Genomic DNA, 6,752 nt, shown 5'->3' with positions numbered 1-6,752 from the left:
GAAATCGCCTGCCAGATGGGTGACTTGAACAGATATGCCAAAGCTGCTATTCTTGATATGTCACGTAAAGTCATAGAGCATCTTGCTGTTAAATATAAAAATGTTGCGAAAGGGGTGAGCCGGACAATGGGCGGAAAAGTATTAAACTATGAAGCAAAAGATATCTTAAACCGCGGACGCCGCGAAGGCGAAGAATATACTAAAATTCAGATTGCCACAAAACTTCTTAGTATGGGGAATGACATAAAATCTGTCGCAGAATTAGCTGAATTGCCACAGGAAACCGTAGAAAAACTGGCGCAAAGTATATCAAAAGAAGAAAAATAAGATTGCAAAGCAGCGTGAAATCAGGTTTATCATCGGTATGGACAAAAAAGGCTACACGTTTTAAGAAATACCCCGCAGGGTATAAACAGAAATGTAATACGCTGCGGGGTATTGTAGTTGATAAAATACGATATTAAACAACAGATTTCCATGCATCAAGGATTTTCGTGCATTGTTCCACGTCAATATCGGAAACAGCCGTCTTTAGCTGATTTAAAAATTCCTGCTGGTTGTCAGGATAGATAAAGTGTGTCATTTCCTCCAGCGTAGATTCCATGGTATCGCTGTTCAGATTATCAATTGCATCATACATGGCATAAAAAAGCTTCTCCAGAACCGGTGCAGTAATCGTTTCCTGTGCGGAGATTTTTTCTTCCTTTTGAAAATATGGCTGCAAAATAGACTGGTATTGTAAATAATCATGAAGGAGGGAAACAGTCTGTTCATGAATGAGTGCTGCATCTTGTCTGGAACCGGCAAGTTCCAGACGGGCAGCGGATTCGGCAAGGTCAGTCGCACCAATCTGTCTGGAAGCGCTTTTTAATGCGTGGGTTTCAATGGTATAGGCGTGCCAGTCTTCCTGCTGCTCATATTTCTTAATCAGTTCTGCCTTCTGTTTAATGACACGGTAGTAATCTTTTAGAACGGTCATATATAACTGCGGGCTGCCAAGAAGCTGTATGGCAGCTTTTGTATCAAGTCCCTCAATCGCCGGAAATGCTTGCGTATTGTCCGCAGCGGCATTAGTGGCAGTTACAGTGTTGTCAGTGCCTGTGGTATTTCTGCTTGCAGACATACCGTGCTGTCGGTCAATCTTTTCCGCAGGAAGCCAGTGCTTGATTTTTGCAGTTAAAAACTGCAGTTCAATCGGCTTTGGTACAAAATCGTTCATGCCTTCCTTTAAAAACATTTCTTTTGTACCGTCAATGGCATTAGCAGTCAGGGCGATAATCGGAACATCGTCATATTCAGGATGAAAACGCCGGATAATGTGCGTTGTTTCCACACCGTCCAGTTCCGGCATCATATGATCCATAAAAATAATGTCATACATCTGTGACGAAATTTTTTCAATGGCTTCTTTTCCGCTGAGGCAGGTGTCAATCTGCATACCAAGCGGCTTCAAAAGTCCTTCCGTAACGGTCAGGTTAATAGCATTGTCATCGACAATTAAAATCTGTGCATCCGGTGCCGTAAATTCAAAGTGGTCGGCATCATCTTCTTCATCAAAATGCAGATCTTCATTTTTTAAAATCGAAATCAGATTTAAAGAGTACAGCGGCTTTTTTACAATGTGCAGATTCTTTAAATTGCAACTGACCGAAGTATAAAAGTCTGTAATCAATACAGCGGTCAGTTCAGGGTGTGCCTGAATATAATCCTGCATGGCAGAGGAAAATACCGCATAATCGATAAAAAGATAATCAGGTGTATTGCCCGGCTCAGTCCTGGTCACGGTACAATTGTCATAAGCAATATGCAGACGGTCCAGATCCTTTTGCAACTGTTCCTGTACTAGGCTGTTTTTAATAAAAAGTGCAGCATGAACCGGCGGATCATTGTTAAATACACCGCTTGGACGGTCATCCAGGACCTTTTGCGGCAGTGTAAAAGAAAAGGTACTGCCAACACCGTATTCGCTTTCAACGGAAATAGTGCCGTGCATCAACGTCAGCAGCAGCTTGGAAATAGCAAGCCCCAGTCCCGTGCCTTCGATATTGCGGTTGCGTTTGCTGTCTAACTGTTCAAAGGAGCGGAAAAGTCTTCCAATATGTTCTTTTTTAATACCGATGCCGGTATCTTCAATAGAAGCGTGTAAAACAGTTTCACCGTTTTCTACAGGATCCGCATAAATTTTTAAAAGCACGCGTCCGTGTTTGGTGAATTTTACGGCATTATTGGCAAGATTTAACAAAATCTGTTTAAAACGGATACTGTCACCAAACAGCTTGTAAGGGATATCCGGTGCAATATCTAAAATCAGCTCAACATTTTTGCTTCCAATCCGCGTGGTGATAATATTTGCAACATCGTGGATTGTAGACATTGGTTCATATTCCACCGGAATAATATTCATCTTGCCGGACTCAATTTTTGAGAAATCCAGTATATCATTGATGATGGTTAAAAGTGTCTTTCCAGAGGCTTTAATCTGAGTAATATAATCCCTTGCGGCAGGCGGCAGGTCTTCACGCAGCGCCATTTCTGCCATGCCGATTACAGCATTCATCGGGGTACGGATTTCATGGCTCATATTAGCAAGAAAATCCGACTTCATGCGGTTAACCTTTTCAATCTCAATATTTGCCTGAAACAGCTGGTATTTGTGGTAGGCAATATTGGAAAGACCGTTTGCAATGGTATATAAAAAGCTTGCTGCTTTGTCAATCTGGCTTTTTTCCACGATATTGACTTTCATAACCGCCTGAATGTAGCTGGCAGGGTCAACCCCCAGTTCATCGGCGACCTGCATGATTTTTGAAATATCCGGCGGCTCGGTCAGCACCTGACCGCCGATAAAACAGCCCACCATTCTGCCGTCCGCAATAATCGGTGCGGCAAAATCCACGAGTCCTGCGTGACAGAAATAGGTTGAAGAAGCCCCTTTTTTAAGTGCCAGCTCCGCCCCGTTTTTATCGCATAATTCACACCGCTGGCAGCCCAGTGGTGAAGAACGTGTATATTTCATGCAGAAGTCTGAAAAATGAGAGCCTTTTGTTACGGCAACTCCGTCAGCATCGGTTGTGACGGAAGCAATGCCGGTCATGTCAGAAAAAGCATCCTGAATTTTTTGCAGCATTTCCACATCGATTAAATCCGTTAAATGTAATTCGTTTTCCATAGGCATCTTCCTTCCGCAGGTAGTTTTATTCTCATAGCTGCGACTACGATTCAAGTGTATTCTGGATGGCAGCAAGCAGGCGTTTTCTGTTAATTGGTTTTAAAAGGTAACCCTGCGGTTTCATCACCAGTGCCTCCTGTATCTTTTTGCGGTCGGTAATGCCGGTTAAAAAGATGACAGGAATATTTTTGGTCGACGGATTGGCACGCAGCTTTTCAAGTACGACAAGACCGTTTTCATCCGGCATGGCATAGTCGAGTAAAATTAAATCGGTGTGCTTGGTTTCTAAGAATTTTAAAGCGATTTTTCCGCTGATGGCAGTTGCGACATCGTATTTTTCATGCAGATGAAGCTTAATGACTTTTAACATACGGGCATCATCGTCAATGACCAGAATATGCTTCTTGCCGGAAGTCATTCCCGGTATATTTGCAATATCACGTATATCCGGCATATCCGTCACGTCCGGCACATCTGTTTTTGGCGGAAATGTTTCGTTAAAGGCAAGGTCTGCTTTTTTTAATTCTTCAGCAATCGGTTCGTGCATTCGCTTTTTCTGTTTTAAAAAGACATTTATGCGCTGTTCAATCACTGCGGCGGTTAAAGGGCGCTGCAGTATCAAATCCGCAACCTTAACAGCGGCTTTTGTAAATTTGTCACAGTCGGCAGCATCTCCGATGATAATCAGCGGAAGCTGTCCGGCATTCCTGCTTTTCATAGATATAATTTTTGTAATATCATCGACCGGTTCGTCCTGTAAGCAGTAGACAAAAGCATCTGGATTGAAAGCGTGCAGATGGCTTATCATATCTTCATAGCGATTGGACGTTGTCTGACACTCAAAGCTGTTATACATTTTTGTGAAAAATTCATCAATTGCAACATTGTTCTTTCCGGTTAGTAAGACCTTATATTTCATAAGTACCCCTCCTTGCGTTGTTATTTAGTTGTTCACGTTGTTTTGTTATCTCTATTATATAAAATTTTTATGGATAATGCACTCTTTTTTTATAGGAAATTGAATATACATTTGAAGAATCGTCTGTTATAATATTAACAGGTTTTTTATGCGGCAGGTAAAAGCCAGCCGCGGGCTATATTGTTTCCGGGCGAAAACAGATAGTCATTATGGCAGGGGAAATACCTTTGCGATTGAATCGTCCGGAAATGAGGTATAACATGGCGGGACAGATTAGCTGCGATTACTGCAACAATTTAGTTTACGATGAAGAAATGGAAGAATATGTATGTGATGTGAATATGGATGAAGATGATTATGCACGTTTTTGTGCATCGGAATATAAGAATTGTCCATACTATCAGAGCAACGATGAATATAAGATTGTAAGACATCAGATGTAGGACAGGGAAGGCAGAAGGGAATGGAAGATAAGCACTATGCAGTGTTAATTGACGCCGATAACATTTCCTCAAAATATATTGCGTATATTTTGGACGAAATGACAAAGTACGGTGTGATTACATATAAAAGAATTTACGGGGACTGGACGAGTCCGCAGGCGGGCAGATGGAAGGATGCACTTATGGAAAATTCAATTGTGCCGATTCAGCAGTTCCGCAATACGGTCGGGAAAAATGCAACCGATTCCACATTAATTATAGATGCCATGGATATTTTGTATACGGGGAATGTGGACGGGTTCTGCATTGTATCGAGTGACGGTGATTTTACAAGGCTGGCGAGCCGCTTAAAAGAATCCGGCATGGACGTTATCGGCATGGGAGAAAATAAAACCCCGCGGTCATTCAGGGCAGCCTGTTCCGTTTTTACGGATCTGGAACTGCTGTTAGAGGCGGCGGAGGAAGAAGAAGAAACACCGGTCAGGAAGCAGAAAAGGATTCCTGAAAATATCATCAGTCAGGCGGTCATTGAAAATGCCATCATTGAAATTGTCATTGAAAATGACGACAAGGGCAGACCGACAGGACTGGGCGAGATTGGCAGCCGTCTGCAGAAGAAATATTCGGATTTTGATGTCAGAAACTACGGATACAGTTCGTTGTCTACATTTATCGAGGAAATTGATAATTTCGACTTACAGAAAGTCAACAATACCGTGATTGTCCGTTTAAAAGAAGACAACGGCAATAAAAAGCAGGTAACGGACTTTGCAATCGCCTGCGTGCGGGAAGCCGGCAGCAGAGGAGTTGAACTTGCCGCACTGGGACAGAAAATCCATGTAAAGTATCCGGGATTTAAAGCTAAGGAATACGGTTATTCCACATTGTCGAAGTTTATCAGTTCCATTAAGGTGTTAAAGATTGAATCCGTTCATGAAAACCGCAAAATGGTATATATAAAAGGAAACGAAAGGTGAGCGCATGGAGTATTTAGATATTCGTACAGAAAATGGTGAGCTGACAGGCGAAATCAAAGAGCGTACACAGGTGCATACGGACGGGGATATTCACGGAACATCGCACGTATGGCTTGTGCGTTATACAGACAAAAATAAAAAGAAATTTGATATTTTACTGCAAAAAAGAGCCGCAACAAAAGATGCGTATGCCGGTTGTTATGATATATCCTCGGCAGGGCATATTCCCGCAGGACAGGATTATCTGGAATCGGCGGTGCGGGAGCTGGAAGAAGAACTGGGAATTAAGGCAGACCCAGAGAAGCTTAAATTTATCGGAATGCATGACGGGACAATGGAAGCGGTTTTTGACGGAAAGCCGTTTAAAAACCATGAATTAAGCGCCGTTTACATTTATGATGAACCGGTGAAGGATTCGGACTTTAAGCTTCAGGAAGAAGAAGTGGAGTCTGTACGCTGGATTGATTTTGACGAATGTAAGAACAAGCTGTGGACAGGTGAAATCCGCAACTGTATATTTGAAAGTGAATTTAAGATGTTGGAAAAAGCAATCCGCGGATGATGTACAGCAATTCCGGTTGAATTGCAGGAATAGAAGGAAAGGACAGAAAAAATGAATAAAATTGCAAGTTTTACGGTAAATCATCTTGATTTACTCACTGGTGTTTATGTTTCAAGAAAAGATTATTTAGGAGATCAGGTGCTGACAACCTTTGATCTGCGTTTTACAAGACCAAACGAAGAACCGCCGATGGACAATCCGGGGATTCATTCTATTGAACATTTAGTTGCGACATTTTTAAGAAACCACAGGGAATGGGCTGATAAGACGGTTTATTTCGGACCAATGGGCTGCCGTACCGGGTTTTATGTGATTTTTGCAGGAGATTTAAAATCAGAAGATATTTTGCCGGTACTGCGTGAGGCCGCAGATTTCGTACTGTCTTATGAGGGCGAAATTCCGGGATATTCTCCGAGGGACTGCGGAAATTATCTGGACAACAACTTAAATCTTGCCAAGATTTATATGAGAAAGTTCAAGCAGGAAGTCTTAGATAATCCGGCGCCGGAGCGTCTTGTGTATCCGCAGTAGACAACAGCACAAGACAGAACGGGTATCTGATACGGAGTGATTAAGCGCTGTTTTAGCCTTGCGCTTAAAGAGCTGCGGATAAAGTAATAAAGCAATAAAGACCAAAATAAGGGTTGTTCCGACAATGAAATATCGGAACAACCCTTATTTT

6 protein-coding genes and 1 pseudogene are annotated in these 6,752 nt (G+C 42.3%); 5 read left to right on the top strand and 2 right to left on the bottom strand.

The features are described from left to right. A pseudogene (locus tag WMO37_RS09765) lies at positions 1–327 on the top strand (hypothetical protein); the annotation flags it as partial. 133 nt (positions 328–460) lie between these two features. On the opposite strand, the gene WMO37_RS09760 reads toward WMO37_RS09765, so the two are convergent. Beyond that, on the bottom strand, positions 461–3,169 hold the full coding sequence (locus WMO37_RS09760) for a PocR ligand-binding domain-containing protein (protein ID WP_349154896.1): 2,709 nt from the start codon (positions 3,167–3,169) through the stop codon (positions 461–463). Positions 3,170–3,212: 43 nt separating this feature from the next. Continuing rightward, positions 3,213–4,088, bottom strand: a complete 876-nt coding sequence (locus tag WMO37_RS09755) for a response regulator (RefSeq protein WP_349154895.1) — start codon at positions 4,086–4,088, stop codon at positions 3,213–3,215. Between the two features lie 260 nt (positions 4,089–4,348). Between WMO37_RS09755 and WMO37_RS09750 the strand changes: the two genes are divergently transcribed. The 4 genes from WMO37_RS09750 to WMO37_RS09735 are packed head-to-tail and all read left to right on the top strand — an operon-like array spanning position 4,349 to position 6,601. After that, entirely contained in the window at positions 4,349–4,531 is a 183-nt protein-coding gene (locus WMO37_RS09750) for a DUF6472 family protein (RefSeq protein ID WP_022431125.1), read from the top strand. A gap of 20 nt (positions 4,532–4,551) precedes the next feature. Beyond that, entirely contained in the window at positions 4,552–5,508 is a 957-nt protein-coding gene (locus tag WMO37_RS09745) for an NYN domain-containing protein (protein ID WP_022431124.1), read from the top strand. Positions 5,509–5,512: 4 nt separating this feature from the next. Continuing rightward, on the top strand, positions 5,513–6,070 hold the full coding sequence (locus tag WMO37_RS09740; RefSeq protein ID WP_022431123.1) for an NUDIX hydrolase: 558 nt from the start codon (positions 5,513–5,515) through the stop codon (positions 6,068–6,070). A gap of 51 nt (positions 6,071–6,121) precedes the next feature. Beyond that, positions 6,122–6,601: an S-ribosylhomocysteine lyase gene (locus WMO37_RS09735; RefSeq protein WP_022431122.1), complete on the top strand. Its 480-nt coding sequence runs from the start codon at positions 6,122–6,124 to the stop codon at positions 6,599–6,601. Positions 6,602–6,752: the final 151 nt, after the last annotated feature.

This window comes from Lachnospira intestinalis (genome assembly GCF_040095895.1).
GTDB lineage: Bacteria > Bacillota > Clostridia > Lachnospirales > Lachnospiraceae > Lachnospira > Lachnospira intestinalis.
Note: the sequence above shows the minus strand (reverse complement) of the source record. Positions and strands in the feature narration are given on the sequence as shown.